Source organism: Paenibacillus sp. GCM10023250, from assembly GCF_042653205.1.
In the GTDB taxonomy this organism is placed as follows: Bacteria; Bacillota; Bacilli; order Paenibacillales; family Paenibacillaceae; genus Paenibacillus_Z.
This window is the reverse complement of sequence record NZ_JBHSHY010000004.1, coordinates 157,843-171,941: the sequence shown is the minus strand read 5'-3', so window position 1 is coordinate 171,941 and position 14,099 is coordinate 157,843. Positions and strand designations below refer to the sequence as shown.

11 protein-coding genes are annotated in these 14,099 nt (G+C 58.4%); 2 read left to right on the top strand and 9 right to left on the bottom strand.

Going from position 1 to position 14,099, the window contains the following annotated elements; genetic code table 11:
* Positions 1-25: 25 nt before the first annotated feature.
* The 3 genes from ACFPB1_RS06250 to ACFPB1_RS06240 form a co-directional block, all read right to left on the bottom strand.
* Positions 26-1,624, bottom strand: a complete 1,599-nt coding sequence (locus tag ACFPB1_RS06250) for an S-layer homology domain-containing protein (protein WP_379223071.1) — start codon at positions 1,622-1,624, stop codon at positions 26-28.
* A 25-nt stretch (positions 1,625-1,649) separates the two neighbouring features.
* A complete protein-coding gene (locus ACFPB1_RS06245) occupies positions 1,650-5,201 on the bottom strand; it encodes a discoidin domain-containing protein (protein ID WP_379223069.1) in 3,552 nt (1,183 codons plus the stop codon).
* A 588-nt stretch (positions 5,202-5,789) separates the two neighbouring features.
* On the bottom strand, positions 5,790-6,503 hold the full coding sequence (locus ACFPB1_RS06240) for an SDR family oxidoreductase (protein WP_379223067.1): 714 nt from the start codon (positions 6,501-6,503) through the stop codon (positions 5,790-5,792).
* Positions 6,504-6,957: 454 nt separating this feature from the next.
* Between ACFPB1_RS06240 and ACFPB1_RS06235 the strand changes: the two genes are divergently transcribed.
* Positions 6,958-8,196 carry an ATP-grasp domain-containing protein gene (locus ACFPB1_RS06235; RefSeq protein WP_379223065.1) on the top strand — a complete coding sequence of 413 codons (1,239 nt, stop codon included), beginning with the start codon at positions 6,958-6,960 and terminating at the stop codon, positions 8,194-8,196.
* 137 nt (positions 8,197-8,333) lie between these two features.
* Here ACFPB1_RS06235 and ACFPB1_RS06230 read toward each other — a convergent pair whose 3' ends face one another.
* The 5 genes from ACFPB1_RS06230 to ACFPB1_RS06210 form a co-directional block, all read right to left on the bottom strand.
* Positions 8,334-8,972: a GDSL-type esterase/lipase family protein gene (locus ACFPB1_RS06230; RefSeq protein WP_379223063.1), complete on the bottom strand. Its 639-nt coding sequence runs from the start codon at positions 8,970-8,972 to the stop codon at positions 8,334-8,336.
* A gap of 149 nt (positions 8,973-9,121) precedes the next feature.
* Positions 9,122-10,051 (bottom strand): hypothetical protein, encoded by a 930-nt coding sequence (locus ACFPB1_RS06225; protein ID WP_379223061.1) that lies wholly within the window; start codon positions 10,049-10,051, stop codon positions 9,122-9,124.
* A complete protein-coding gene (locus ACFPB1_RS06220; protein ID WP_379223059.1) occupies positions 10,023-10,778 on the bottom strand; it encodes an RNA polymerase sigma factor in 756 nt (251 codons plus the stop codon). The genes ACFPB1_RS06225 and ACFPB1_RS06220 overlap by 29 nt, the downstream gene beginning before the upstream one ends.
* A 242-nt stretch (positions 10,779-11,020) precedes the next feature.
* Positions 11,021-11,785, bottom strand: coding sequence for an SDR family NAD(P)-dependent oxidoreductase (locus ACFPB1_RS06215; RefSeq protein WP_379223057.1), 765 nt, complete (start codon positions 11,783-11,785; stop codon positions 11,021-11,023).
* 90 nt (positions 11,786-11,875) lie between these two features.
* Positions 11,876-12,217, bottom strand: coding sequence for a DoxX family protein (locus ACFPB1_RS06210; RefSeq protein WP_379223055.1), 342 nt, complete (start codon positions 12,215-12,217; stop codon positions 11,876-11,878).
* 166 nt (positions 12,218-12,383) lie between these two features.
* Here ACFPB1_RS06210 and ACFPB1_RS06205 point away from each other — a divergent pair, with 166 nt between their 5' ends.
* A complete protein-coding gene (locus ACFPB1_RS06205; protein ID WP_379223052.1) occupies positions 12,384-12,962 on the top strand; it encodes a TetR/AcrR family transcriptional regulator in 579 nt (192 codons plus the stop codon).
* Positions 12,963-13,158: 196 nt separating this feature from the next.
* Here ACFPB1_RS06205 and ACFPB1_RS06200 read toward each other — a convergent pair whose 3' ends face one another.
* Positions 13,159-14,085: a GH25 family lysozyme gene (locus tag ACFPB1_RS06200; RefSeq protein WP_379223049.1), complete on the bottom strand. Its 927-nt coding sequence runs from the start codon at positions 14,083-14,085 to the stop codon at positions 13,159-13,161.
* Positions 14,086-14,099 lie beyond the last annotated feature (14 nt).

Here is a 14,099-nt window from a genome sequence, read left to right as displayed (position 1 = left end):
GATATTCGGTCCTCCTTCGTTCGTCTTACAGGGAACCGGCCGGCAGCAGCCGGCCGATCATGACGGCCACTTCGGCGCGCGTCACGGATTTCTTCGGATGGAACTGCTTGCCGTCGCCTTCAATCAAGCCTTGGGTCCAGGCCTCGTTCACGGCTGTCGCCGCCCACGCCGAGATGCTCTTCGCGTCCGCGAAAGCCGGCGCTCCCTTGCCCGGAGACGCAAGGTCGAAATATTGGGCCGCGCGCACGAGCGCCACGACCGCTTCCTCGCGGGTAATGCCGTCGTTCGGACGGAACGCGCCTTGGTAGCCCGTCACGATCCCGAGCGAAGCCGCTTGCGTCACGGCATCAGCGTAGTAGCTGCCGGCCGGTACGTCCTTGAACGGATCAGTGCCCGCAGGCACGTCCGCCTTGCCGTTCCACGCGACGCTCCGCATGAGCATCGTTGCGAACTCGGCCCGCGTGATGCCGCGTCCCGGCACGTAATGCCGTTCGTCCACGCCGGTTACGATATGCTTCGCGGCCAGCGATTTCACGGCCTGCTCCGCCCAGTGGCCCTTCATCTCGATGAAGGTCTTAGCGTATTCCAGGATCGCGTACGTCGAGAAGTGGTTCACCAGGAACGTGAACGTGCCGCTCTCCGCTTTGCCGCCGACGTACTCCAATTCGCTGCCGTTCACGAAGTACGCGCCGGCCAGATCCGCCGCGACCGTCTTCGCCTGCTCGTTCGTCAGCTTCAGCTTGACCGTCGCCGGCTTGCCCAGGTCGTGAATCTCGGTCGCCGTGCCGCTCGATACGAGCTGGATAGCGACCGTAACGACCGCGCCGCTGCTATGGTAGTCTGCGTTCGAACCGAGCGAGCCCGCGATGGCGTTCTTCGCGTCGTCCGTCAGTGCCGTGTTCAGCACGATGCGGATATTCGTCTCCTGACCGGCGTTGTCCGCCGCGATCGCTTCCGCCGGAATGCGGACCGTGGCGTTGCCGGAGACAATGACGAGATCCTTGTGGTTGCTTCTCAGCGTGTTCAGCGCTTGCGCCGGGAACTCCAGCGCGCTGCCGGACATGCCGGACGATGCCGGCAGCTTGATCGTCACCGCGTCGCCGGCTTGACCAGCCGCGGACGTCAGCGTATCGCTGCCGACGATGTATGTGCCATTCGGCGCCTGATCGGGCTCGATGCCGCTGCCCGTCGCCGTGCCGGCGTCGGCCGGAATCGCGTTCGACGGCGGCGCGATAATCACGCCGCCTCCGCCTCCCTCGGACGGCTCTTGCGGATAATTACCGTCCGCATCCGTAACCGCGAACGTCTTGCTCAGCGTCGCGGCGCCGTTGCTCGCCGCGAGATGGTAGACGCCGTACGGCGCGAAGTCCGCTTCTTGCGGGATGGTGATCGTCTTCTTAAAGCTGCCCCCGGCCGATTCGATGACGTCTAGATAAAACGTCGTTTTGTCCGGGCTCACGATCTTCACGTTCACGTCGCCCTCCGCCGTTCCGGAAAGCGTCAGCCGCTCCCCGCGCTGCAGCTTGTCCGCATTCAGCTCGAGCGTGTACTTCGCCGCGGCGTAACCGGACACCGGCGCCAGTACGAAGAGCAGCGCCAGCATGGCCGCCAAAACCTTTTTCACGTTTGCAGTCCTCTCTTTCCAGCCGTTATTGGAGCACGATCGGCTTCGCCAGCTGTACCGGCGTCGTATCCAGCGGCTTCTTGCCGCTGTCGAATTGATTCACGACGAACACCTTCACTTGCGCGTCCGCGCCTGCTTGATCAAAGTATTGCGTAACCGCCATCTTCGTCTGCTTCAGCCGCACCGCGCTGAGCAGCCCCGGCGTCGTGCCGTCGCCTTTCACGAGCTGGAAGACGAGGTAGGCTTCGCCGCCGTATTCGGTCAGCGACTCGACGTTCACGGATACCTTCAGCTTGTTCTTGGCGTCGTCCCGCTCGATGCTGCCCGTAAGCAGGTACGTATCCCGCACATCGTTCTTCGTGAACGCCTTCGGCGAGACGAGCGGTGCGCCCGCCGAAATGCCGCGAGCCGCGTTGGCCGCTACGCGCACCCGTACGGCGCCTGCCGCATAGTCCGCGTCGCCGACCGGCTGCGGATTCGCCGAGACCGGCTTCCACGTTGCGCCGTTGTCCACGCTGAATTCGTAATCCGCCGGCTCCGCATACTTCGGCGCGTTCGTCCAGCCGAACGTATTGTGCGCATCGTCGACAACCGGATTCGTCGGCGCGGCCGGCTGATCGCCGGCGCTCGCCGCCACGCTGGCGTCGGAGTTGTTGCGCTTGTTGACAGCCTTCACGACGAACTCGAGCGTTTGGTCCGGATCGGTCGCGTCGACGACGTATTGATAGTCCTGTTGGGTGCCCGTGACCGGAATTGTAACGCTCCAGTTCGCACCGAGCCGATCCGCGGCTTCGTAGAGACGGAATTCGCGAACCGGGTTATTCGCATCGTCGTTCGCCGGCATCGTCCAGGTGATCGTCCGCTTGCCGTTGTCCGACTTGACCGCGGTCAAGTTGACGACCGGCGCCGGCTTCGCGTCGTCCCGGAAGATGGAATACGTGTCGAACGGCGTATCCTGACCGGATTTGTACGAGTCGATCTTGAAGCTGTTCTCGGTCATGCTGACGCCGGAATAGATCGCGACCTTCGGTTGCTCGATGTAAGCCGCATAAGCCGGATCCGGAATCGAAATCTCGTAGAATTTCGTGGCCGCCGAGTTATTGATCATGTACAGCGTGCCGCCCGGATTCACGACGCGTCCCTCGCTGTCCTTCGTTACGTCCTTGATCGGCTTGTTGCCGTACATTTGGAACGATCGCATGAACGTATGGTCATGCCCCTGCAGCACGACGTCGATGCCCAAATCGTCGAAGATCGGATACATCTTCTCGCGAAGCGCCAAGATATCGGCGTCCTTGGCGTGGTTGCCGACAGAGTAGATCGCCTTGTGGAACGCGACGATCTTCCACTTCTTGTCCGTCTTCGCCACCTCGTGCTTCAGCCATTCGACCTCCTTCTCGAAGGCTGCCGACTGGCGGGCGTCCCAGCTCATATCCATCGTGTTGAGGATCATAATGTGCGCGTCGCCGTAATCGAACGCGTATACACTGCCCGGAGGCAGCGGATCCGGGATGGCGTCGTTCGGATAGTTGAAATGATAGTAATAGTTATCGTTATAAGGACCTTCGTGGTTGCCGACCGCCGCTTGAATCGGCAGGTTCATGAGCATGTCCTGCGGCTGGCCGAAGTAATCCAGCCACTGGGATTCCAGCTTGCCCGCGTCGACCTGGTCGCCGGTCATGACGAGGAACCGCGGATCCGCGACATGCTTCAGCGCTTGGGACATCGTGTTCGCCCATACGCTGTAATCCTGCGTGCTGGAGCCTTGCGAGTCCGTCATGTACAGGAAGTTGTAAGGCTTCCCGTCGTTGGTTTCGGTCGTGAAGCTGCCCGTCTGGCTCCAGTTGTCGTCCGCGCCAACCCGGTACTTGTACGCCGTTCCCGGCGTCAGCCCTTCGGCCAGCACTTTATGGGAGATAAACGAGCCCGTCAGGCCGCTCGTAATCTGCAGATTGTTGAGCACGCGCGTGTCTTCCGGCTTGGCCGCGAAACGCTTCGCGTTCGGCGAGCCGAATTCCTCGCCCGCCGGCACGATCTCGACGATACTGTCCTTCGCGTTCGCCGGCGCGTTCTCCGGCCGGTCGTAACGGGTGTACCACGCGAACGCGCGATTGGTCTTCGCGCTGCCGTGGATCGACATCGCGATCGCGATCGGCGAATAATTGATGATTTCGGAGAGGTTGGACGGCGTAAACTTGAACGCCGCGACAGGCGTACCGTCCGCGTAGCTCAAGCCGCCGAGTCCGTCGTACGCGAGCGCGAGGCGCTGACCCGGAAGAATGGCTTTCGCCATGGTCAGCGTGACGCCGGAGGCATCCGCCGGTGCGACGCTTCGCACGGCGACCGGCGCTCCGTCGGCCGTCAGCGTCAGGTGCGCGTTCAGGCCCGCCGGCAGCTGGCCGAGCTCGGATACCAGCGTCAGCGTCACGGTCTTGCCGTCCGCCAGCGCGGTGCTTGCGACAGCGCCGGTATAATCGGCCGGCAGGTAGTACGCGCTGCTCGGCACGAAATCCTTCGCCATCGTCGGCGACGACCAGCGCAGGTACAGGTTGGAGCCGCCGAAGTCTTCGAAGTATTCGATCTTGAAGCTGTACTTGCGGCCGGCTTCCAGATGGACCGCCGCGCTCGTGATTTCTTTATCCCAATCGTTCACCCAGTGCTCGATGACGGGCTTGTCGTCGATCCACAGGTTGAAGCCGTTGTCGCCCTGCATGAAGAAGGTATAGTCGCCCGTTGCCGGCGCCATGATCTGGCCGGTCCACCGGATGTTCGCGTTGTCTTCCCCGCCCGTGTAGCCGGTCAGGATAGGATTCAGGTCGGTAAAATTAATGAGCGGGTCGACCGTCGCCCCTTTGTAATCCCCGAACGCGAAGTTATTGGCCGCGCCCGTGCCCGCATAGAACTCGGCGAGCAAGCCGTGGACGTTGCCAGCCGCGCCTTGCACCGTTCCTTTGCCCGCTTCAGGTTCGGCTGCATAAGGCTGCTGCGCGTCTGGATCGGCGCGGAAACCCATCGCCTCGAATTCGTAGATGTGCGCCGCGTAGTTGCCCGACGCGGGATCCGCGATGCCCGGATTCGTGATGGCGAGCTTGAAGTACCGCGCCTTCACCGGCTTGTCCAAATCGTGCGCGGTCAAGCCTTCCGTATTGCCGGTCACGGTAACGGCCGGCGTCCAGTTCACGTCGTCGCGGCTCGTCTCGATCGTGAAATCCTTCGTGTTGTATGCCGCTTGTTCGCCGCCGGATCCGGCATGCGCAAGCACGAACTGCTGCACGGTTACCTCCTCGCCGGCATCGACCTCGAGCCAGTACGGACGTTCCGCCGTCGGCAGACTATCGTCGCCTTCGGTGATCCATTTGCCGCTGTTTCTATTTCCGTCAATCGCGTTGGCCGGCGCAAACTCATCCGACGCGTATCCGCTCGCGGTTGCCGTAACGCCAGCCGCCGCGAAGACGTTCACCGCCGCCGTCCGGGCGTTGGCATGCTGCACCGCGGAATAGCCCGCAGCGGCAAAAACCGACGTCCAGATCAGCACGATGGCGAGCATGCGATTTGTCAGCCTGAACCCTTTCTTCACTCCTGCATTCCCTCCTATAAATCTAATAAACCCTGCATTACTATAAGCCGGATGAAAGGGGGCATCAATTGTTCCCGTGTCAACGCCGGTTAAATCCTTCGTAAAGGCAAAGCACGATTTATTCGCTGGCATATGTTAACTTTTTCTTGTACGTTACGCCCTTACGAAAGCTGCTGCTTATACTCGTAAGCGGAAGCGGAGGTTGGGTTACAAGTCCCGCATTGCCGTATTCGCGACTTGTAACCGCTCTCCCCTTCACCGCCATTGAAATGTAAACGGTTTAACGAGACGGCAGCGCGGCTCCGCCTGTCCGCATAAAGTCCTAGGCCGTTCGTCTAAACCTCACAAGTCCTCCATGTGTAGGGATTGTAAATGTTGATTGGAATCGCTCATTGGACCGTGACGAAATGGCAGACGGCGTTACGGTCCGGAGTCGCGCCCCGAAGCGGTGAAGCCGCCGATGAGGACGGGCAAGCGCAACAAAAAGAACCGCAGCCACTTGGCTGCGGTTCCCGTTCATCCGGAACGGCTTAAGGCCGTTCCGACTCATTATTAGACATGCTATGCGCCACTCGCGGTCGGCACCGATCAGTTCGCGTCGTTCTTGAACAAATTCGGATAGAGGGCCGCTACGCCGCCGGCAAGACCCTTCTGCACGTTGCGGCTCATCTCGTCGGCCACGATTTCGTAGCTGTCCGCTTCCAGGCCGTCGATGGCGATTTTGGCGATATCCGCAGGGTTCGATTTCGGAGCGTCGACGCGAGCGGTCATATCGGTGTCCATGAAGCCGACATGAAGGCCGGCGACGCGAATGTTGCGCGGCGCCAGATTCACCCGCAGCACGTTCGTCATGCCCCACTCCGCCGCTTTGGCCGTCGAATACGCCCCGGCGCCGCCGGTAGTAAACCAGGACAAAACGGAGAGAATATTAAGAACCGACCCGCCGCCGTTCCGCTCGAGGACCGGAGCGAACGCACGAACCATCGCTAGGGTGCCGAATACGTGCGTGTCGAATTCCAGGTGCATCTTGGACAGATCGTCTTCCAGCAGCGAACCGCCGGTCGAGGTGCCCGCGTTATTGATGAGAAGCGTCACGTCCTTAGCGGCATCGGCCGCCGCGGCGACCGATGCCGGATCCGTGATGTCGAGCTGCAGCGGGATCGCCCCCGGAATGTCGACGGCTTGCGGGTTTCTCGCTCCCGCGTATACTTTTGCCCCCCGGGCAACGAGCTCGCGGGCAAGCTGCAGGCCCAGTCCTCGGTTCGCTCCGGTTACGAGCGCGATTTGGTTCGCGATATTCATCGATGATCTCTCCTCTTTCGCTTATGATTTATTCGTTGTGGCTGTCGGCGGTCGGATATGCCATTTAAGAATAATTATTCTTTTACGTTGTAAAAAAATAGCCCCTCTGGCATGAACACGATCCATCGAATCGCGGCTTGGAACGTTGATTTTCTTGCGTTCCATTATTAGAATAATCATTCCCAAATGAGCGAACACCGATCGCCTTGACGAATTCATCATACCTTATTCAAGAACGAACAGTCAAGTATAATGTCTCATCCTTTCGTGCTTCCCCGTTATTATGATCGAACGAAGCGTTTTTCATCCTCGCCAGACATGCCGAAGCAATGGCGGGAGCCGCATCATGCCGCAGCCCAGGCGCCTCTATTGAGGATTGACCGAGGGAGGAGTATACTGTTACCAGTTGTCGCCGGGCTCGCTTGTCCGGCGAATTCATCCACGAGGAGAAATTATGAAGACTACCGACTTTTTGCCGATTATCCTCGGCAGCGACGAGAACGCGTACGGCAACGTCCGGCTGATCCATGAAACGTACGGGATCAAGCCGCTGCTGCTCTGCACGCGTCTGCTGATTCCCACCATGCACAGCACGTTGTTCGACCTCATCCAGATCGATCGCTTCGACCAGGAAGACGTCTTCCCCGGCGCGCTGCTGTCCATCCTGCAGAAGCATGCCGCCCCGAACCGGAAGCTGGTCGTCATCCCGTGTTCGGATTATTACGCCGGGATGCTGTCCCGCCACTACAGCCGGTTCAATGGCCTGATCGCCAATCATTTCATCTCCGGCGCGCTGCTCCAGACGCTGGATACGAAGGACAAGTTCTACGAGCTGTGCGAGAAATTCGGGTTGGACTACCCGAAGACGGTCGTCTGCGAGCCGCATGAGCGGGAAGACGCCCTGAGCCGCATGGATTTTCAATTCCCGATCGTCGTCAAGCCGGAGAACAGCAATGCGTACGAGTACCTCTACTGCCACTTCGAAGGCAAGAAGAAAGTGTACTTCTTTAACAACCGCGAGGACTACTTAACGATGGTCCGCAATATGAACACCTCCAATTACACAGGGAAATTGATCATTCAAGAGTTTATTCCCGGCGGCGACAGTGCCATGCGCGTCATTAACAGCTATTCGGACGACAACGGCAACGTCAAAATGATGTGCCTCGGCCAGCCCGTGCTCGAAGAATACGCGCCGAAGACGCTCGGCAACTATGCGGCGATCATCAGCCGCTCCGATATGGCCATTTACGAGAAGATCAAAGCCTTCCTGGAGCACATCGGGTACGTCGGCTTCTCCAACATCGACATGAAGTTCGACAGCCGGACGGGCAAGTACATGATGTTCGAGATCAACCCGCGTCTGGGCCGCAGCAGTTTGTTCGTCCGGGCGGCCGGATTAAACATGCTCCAGGCGATGATCGACCGGGTCGTCTACGGCAAAGAGACCGACTGCGTGTACGGGCGGGCCACCGCGCTGTGGTCGAACGTGCCGAAGAAGGTGTTGGACCGCTACGTCACCGATCCGGCGCTGTCCGCCGAGATCAATCGGCTGTACCGGGACAAGAAAGTGATCCGGTCGCTCTGGTACGCCAAGGATCTGAACGCCAAGCGGATCCTCAGCGTCTCGCGTTATTTCTATGGTCACGTCCGCAACTACAAGCGTTACTATTTCGATAAAGGACAAGCTTGACGCTCCAAGCGGGCGGACGGCACATGAAAAGGCAACCGGCCCATTCCGACCGGTTGCCTTGTTTGCATCCGCCTTTCCCCGCACGGCCCCGAAGTCTTGCCGTCAGCGCCTGCACGACCACGCCTTAAGCCTGCGGCTTACAAATACTTCTTCAAATTGCCCAGAATGACCGAATAGGCGTTCGGCCACAGATGGATGCCTTCCACGGTGAATTCCGGCTTCAGATTCCCGTCCCCGTCCGTTAAGCCTTCGTTCACGTTAATAAACGAAAACCCATGCCGCTTGGCCAAAAGTTCGATCGCTTCGCTTGCTTCCAGCAGGTTGGCGTTCGTCCGGGTGGCGAACAGCGCTTCCTTCTCGGACGGCGCGAGGCCGAAGTCCGCTTGCGCATTGACCGGATAGTAGGCCATCACGAATACGTCGCACCGCGGCAGCCCCGCTTGGATCTGCTCCATGATGGCCGCGTAATTCGCAAGCAGCGCCGCTTTGCCGCCCCCCGCCATCCCCACGGCCGCGATGTCATTCGAGCCGATATTGATGAAGAGCTTGCTTGGCTCCAAGTCCAAGATGCAGGCATCCATCGATTGCAGCAGGTCCGCGGTCGTCGTCCCGCCGATGCCGCGATTATAGATGACGCGGTCAAGACCCAGATCCAGCGTCAGCTGCAGTTCATGAATCGGGAAGCCTTCCATGAGCGAAGAGCCCGCAAATACGATTTGCCCTTTTTTGGCATGCCGGTTCAGCATGCGGTATTCCGTCAGCTTGGCCTGGTTCATCACGCTTCACTCCCGTTCGTCGTTGAATTCTTGTCCGCCCCTGGCGTCCGCGCCGCATCGAGGCGCATCCGAAGCACCGGTCCGCCCGGCGTTAGAATACTGAATCTATATAGCTAATGGCTGTCGGACATGAGCGCGAGTTGTTGTGCTTAACGCGAATCGATTAACCTGTCAGCCGCGAGCAGAAGATCCTTTTTCGTTGTAAAGCCATTGCCTAGAACGGTATATTGCAGCATGGTATCGTCCCGTTGAATGACGAAAGTCAGCGTGCGCTGCTGGGGTTCGTATATCACGTCCAGCCCGTTAGTATCGATGATCTCAGCCTGATCATCAAGATGGCTTGTACCTGTAAAGCCGGTGGATTCGGTCACATTGACGTTAATCGCCGGAACACTAGGATGGCTCTTATCCACATAACTGAATTCGACCCGCTCGACTTGATGGGTCAGCTTGAGCGGCTTGATCAGGTAAGGACGATCCGAAGCATGCGCTTCAGCGTCCCATTGCTCCAACTCCGCCTGCTCGACAGGGACGGTCTTATAGCGGATGGTTCCTTCGGAGAACTTGTAGGACGGGATGATTTCGCCCGGAGCCATGAATGCCGCAGGAATCCCGCTCCTCATCTGCTCGATGCCCGTGAATAACTTAGCTTGCTGCAGCGGGAAGTAATGGCCATCTATTCGATAGGCCTCCGCAATGAAGAACACCGCAGCCTCTCCGAATGCTAACGATTGTTCCGCCTCCGACATTTTGCTGGCGTACTGGGAGAGGAGGCCCTCAATCCGACGATCGGTCGCTGCGCGCTCGCTCGGGGACTGCCTATACTCCAAAACGGCGTTGTGATTCGAATCATGAAGAACGAGCCTGGAGAAGACCGCATACGCGTGAGGCCCGGAGGCAGCGATGGCGGCTAGGCAAAGTAAAACGACCGCAACCGTGAAAGGCATGAGCCTGCGCGATATCGGATCATCGGAATTCGTAGGCAATAAGGCTGCTTTCCTGAGTCGGGGCCTGGGAATAGGCTCGTTCTTCCATGCTTCCTCGAACTGCTCATATGTATGAATGGATCGTTTGTTCATGTTCGTGTCCTCCTTGTCCAGATTGAAGCGACTGTTGAAGCTTTCGTTTGGCTCGCTCGAATTTCTTCCTGGCGGCGGCAGCCGAATGATTGATGATGGCTCCGATTTCTTCATAGGCCCGGCCCTCGATAACCCGCAGCACCATGATGGAACGCTCCTCCGCGGACAACCAAGACAGCATGCGGTCTATGTCGAATGACGATTCCACATGGGCCAAGGCTGCGTCCTGATAGGAATCACTGCTTCGTCCCGGCACGAAAGGCAATAGTTGAAGCAATTTTCGTTTCTTGAGGATATTCAAGCAATGGTTATGCGCGACTCGGTAGATCCAGGCCGCTTCGGATTGGATCTGATGTTGAACCTTCCGGCTTTTCAGCGTTTTTACGAAAATCTCCTGTGACGCATCCTCTGCATCCTGACGCTGCCGAAGCATGTGGTAACAGTACTTATAGATCGCATCGTAATACCGATCGATCAGGTTCTCTATCCATTCGTTCCCGCCGTTGACGTCCAATTTCTCACCTCTTTCAAGCTTGATACTAGTAATGACAATCAAGGCGGTGGGAATGTGACGCATGTTTGCAAGATTGCCTTTCCCGGTAAAACAGAGGCAGCCGATCGCTGCCGTGTTTTCGTTAAGTGATCTAGTCTCGTTATTGCTAGCTCGCCATGTCATTTTCGAGCTCCTGAAGGTGCTTTCAAAGCCTTGCGCAACCATGGCCGCCATAGCCTTTTCTCTCGGCAATCCGCTACCTGTCAAGATGAGTCGTTCGTAATTAGATTCGGCAGATTCAGCCCCGTTCCTTCATCCTGCACGGTGGCACGGCGGACAATGAACCCGCCTGGGCTGCACTTAAGACCAGCAAAACCGCGAAATAAAAAACACCTTCAAGTTCGTCTCCGCCGTTACGACATGCGAGAGCTTCGGTTGAAGGTGTTTAAGTATAAGCCGCGCGCTTCGGAACGGCTTTACCAGGCGGTCGCTCCGCCGTCAACGGCGTAATTGACGCCCGTAATATAAGCTGCGCGATCCGAGGCGAGAAAGACGGCGAGTTCCACGAGCTCCTCGGGTTGACCGAAGCGCTTAAGGAGCGTCTTCTTCGTGATCGCCTCCCGAGCCGCCTGATTGTCGCCTAGATCACGGTCGCTGGCCGGCGTCAAAAAGGGGCCCGGACTTATCGCCACCGCGCGGATTCCTTGACCCGCGCCTTCGAGAGCGAGCTGTCTAGTCATGGCGATGACGCCGGCTTTCGACGCGGCATGCCCGACCATCGGAGGCGTCTCGCCGGCGATCATGCCGGAAATGGATGCCACGTTAAGAATGACGCCCCCTCCTCTTTGGACCAAATGCGGCCACGCATACTTGGATACGAAGAAGGGAATGTCCAGTTCGCCCGCAATGGTCGTCCGCCAATCTTCGATTGAAAAATCGGGCATGGGTCCGAATTTTTGAATAGCGGCGTTATTGTATACGACATCGAGTCCATCATATGCCTTCACGGCCGACTCGACCAATTCTCGAACCTGTTCGTGGTCGGTGAGATCGACCGGCGCGATGCCTGTCATTTCGCCGCCGGCTTTACGCACAAGCTCGACGGTCTCGGCATTGGCGGCGGCGTTAATATCGCTGCCCACGACTTTCGCCCCTTCACGGGCGAAGGCAAGCGCCGCTACGCGTCCCAGACCGCCTCCCGTCCCTGTGATCAGCACGACTTTATTCTCAAGGATTCCCATCGTTTAATACCTCCTTGGCGTTAGGAATATCCGGGTATCGTATTAAGGATATCCCGAATCATGCAATCCATTCGTTTCGAAAAAAAGGGGTTAACTCAAACCCGCGATTAAGAATGCAATAATGCCCAACAATACGATCATAAAGGTTTGCTTGAATCCATCTTTCACGCGCAAATGGGCGGCGGTTCCGCCGATCGCGGTCACCCCGATGACGAGCGCTCCGGCGATCGTGATATCCGTATTCCAGTATCCGCCGATCAAGAGCGCGGAGCCCGCGAGTTCGACGAGGCCCGTTATCCAGCGGAACCATTGCGGCAATCTCAGATGATCGAACGTATCCTTCTGAGCTTTCGCGCCCGACACTTTGCCTAATCCCCCCATGACGAACATCGCGGCCAACAGCCCTTGCAAAATCCAAATCCATATATCCACTAACATTTCTCCCCCTTAAAGTGAACTACACCTTTTGCTTAGGCAACAGATGTTGTATAATCGAGTCTATTCGATCGTCATGCCGGTCACAACCGTTAGTTTTCGATATATGCAGCTTACACAACGATAGAGGCGGGATGTCGTTCAATTCGCGGGGAGGATGAATATGATGGAGATTGAAGTCAAGACGGACCCAAGGGTGATGCGGACGAGGAAGCTCATCGTCGATGCTTTCGAGACTTTGCTGCGCAGCCATGATTTCAAAAGCACCTCGATCAAAGATATCACCGATGCCGCAACGGTGAACCGCGCCACTTTTTATGCGCATTTTGCGGATAAACACGACTTACTTGATGCGGTCCTCACCGAGTACCTCCTTCAAAACGTGCAAAGCAGCCTGCAGTGCCATGCGCGGTTGAATGAAGATTCGGTCGCGAAGGTGTTCCTCGCGATCGCAACGTTTCAGAAGGAGCTAAGCATCACCTGCAAAAAAAGCTACGAATCCATTCGCCCGGTGGTTGAAGATAAAATTAAAGGCGCAATGAAAACCGTATTTCGCCACCTGATCGCGGAGCAATACCCGGAAACGGAAAAGGAAGCAGCCGAAAGCTGGTCGTTCATTCTCAGTTGGGAATTATACGGAGCCTGCTTGGACTGGCAAGTCAATAGCTCCCTTACCGCGGAGGATTACATTGAAAAAGCCATCCCTTTTCTGACGAAAGGGATGGCTGCTCTAGAGCGTTAATTTAACTCAAGCTTATATAACGATACGCATATGACTGATGAACGTGCGTGAAGCTTGCAACCCAAGAGGCCGAAGGCCGCTTACTTGGCCGGCTCCGCCTCATGCGGTGCGGCCTCGGGCTTCTTCGGCGCCTTGTGGTTCATTCCAATGCCGACGATGCTGGCGACCGCGGCAACGACGCTGACCGTAATCGATTTTACCTGTAATAATGGACCTTCTTCGCCGCCTCATCGTAGGACACCTGTCCGCCCAGCAGCTCCGCGGCCGAACGGACGGCGATGTAGGCCTTCCCGCCGATCAGCTGGAACGGGCGGGCCGCTCGGCCGTCCACGTAGGGGGCCGACTCTTTCTCGTTCCAGGCCACCTGCAGGCCGAGCGCGTCGCCGAGCTGCTGCAGCGGCGCGTACGCGTGCCCGTCCAGGATGCGGCCGTAGCCCGCGAGCTTGTCGTTGACCACGATCTTGACCGCGTCCTCGTCGGCGGACTGGCCGTCCGGCCGGCCGCCATAGGCGTCAAAGAAGGATTGCTCCATCGCGTTGACGTCGACATTGCCCCGGATTCCGTTAACGGCGCCTTCGCTCGTATATTGAAAGACGGCCCACTGCGCCCAGGTCGGGTTCGCCATCGGGGTGTCCGTGTCGTAATGGGCCACCCATAACGGCCACTTGCCGAGCGCTTGGCCCAGATTCGAACGCGCGAAGCTGGCGCCGGTGTAGATCATGACCGGATGCCCGGCGAGCCGCTCGACCTCCTGCAGCCACTCGGCGCACCAGGCGGTCAGCTTCTCCGCCCCGATCTGCTTGGCCTCGCCTTCCACGTCGAGCACATGCGGGAAGTCGGCCTTCCGGCCTTCGACCGCGCGCACGAAGTTGGCCGCTTCCGCCTTGGGCGCGTTCAGCTCGGGGTGGGCATAGTGGTAGAAGCCGACCTTGAGACCGGCCGCGGCCGCGCCCGCAGCGTTGGCCGCGAACGCCTTATCCCGGCCCGAACCGCCCTCCGACGCCTTGATGAACGCCCCCGCGACGCCGTCCTCCCGGACGGCGGCCCAATCGATCGCGCCGCGGTCGCTCTGATGATGCGACACGTCGATGATCTTTACGTTGCTTGCCGATTTGGATTGCATGCTGTTTCTGCCCG

What these genes read in the sequence shown, in the direction of transcription:
- ACFPB1_RS06200 (WP_379223049.1), bottom strand. Translation starts at nt 14,085, where the DNA reads ATGCAATCCAAATCGGCAAGCAACGTAAAGATCATCGACGTGTCGCAT.
- ACFPB1_RS06225 (WP_379223061.1), bottom strand. Translation starts at nt 10,051, where the DNA reads ATGAACAAACGATCCATTCATACATATGAGCAGTTCGAGGAAGCATGG.
- ACFPB1_RS06220 (WP_379223059.1), bottom strand. Translation starts at nt 10,778, where the DNA reads ATGGCGGCCATGGTTGCGCAAGGCTTTGAAAGCACCTTCAGGAGCTCG.
- ACFPB1_RS06240 (WP_379223067.1), bottom strand. Translation starts at nt 6,503, where the DNA reads ATGAATATCGCGAACCAAATCGCGCTCGTAACCGGAGCGAACCGAGGA.
- ACFPB1_RS06215 (WP_379223057.1), bottom strand. Translation starts at nt 11,785, where the DNA reads ATGGGAATCCTTGAGAATAAAGTCGTGCTGATCACAGGGACGGGAGGC.
- ACFPB1_RS06235 (WP_379223065.1), top strand. Translation starts at nt 6,958, where the DNA reads ATGAAGACTACCGACTTTTTGCCGATTATCCTCGGCAGCGACGAGAAC.
- ACFPB1_RS06230 (WP_379223063.1), bottom strand. Translation starts at nt 8,972, where the DNA reads ATGAACCAGGCCAAGCTGACGGAATACCGCATGCTGAACCGGCATGCC.
- ACFPB1_RS06205 (WP_379223052.1), top strand. Translation starts at nt 12,384, where the DNA reads ATGATGGAGATTGAAGTCAAGACGGACCCAAGGGTGATGCGGACGAGG.